This window comes from Limosilactobacillus rudii (assembly GCF_014145455.1).
GTDB classification, from domain to species: Bacteria; Bacillota; Bacilli; order Lactobacillales; family Lactobacillaceae; genus Limosilactobacillus; species Limosilactobacillus rudii.
In genome coordinates this window covers 1-283 of the sequence record NZ_JACIVB010000010.1, presented here as the reverse complement: position 1 = coordinate 283, position 283 = coordinate 1, and the positions used below count along the sequence as shown (strand labels likewise).

The following is a 283-nucleotide window of genomic DNA, read 5'->3' as shown; positions in this document are numbered from 1 at the left end:
CGCTTAATAACAAAGATAATAAAGAGCTATACAAGTTCTTATATAATTTTATATGAGAGTTTGATCCTGGCTCAGGATGAACGCCGGCGGTGTGCCTAATACATGCAAGTCGTACGCATTGGCCCAACTGATAGATGGTGCTTGCACCAGCTTGACGTTGGATCACCAGTGAGTGGCGGACGGGTGAGTAACACGTGGGTAACCTGCCCCGGAGCGGGGGATAACATTTGGAAACAGATGCTAATACCGCATAACAACGAAAACCACATGGTTTTCGTTTAAA

General features: G+C 45.6%; 1 rRNA gene. It reads left to right on the top strand.

The window, feature by feature from the left end:
- Positions 1–48: 48 nt before the first annotated feature.
- A 16S ribosomal RNA gene (locus tag H5S39_RS00085) occupies positions 49–283 on the top strand; the annotation flags it as partial.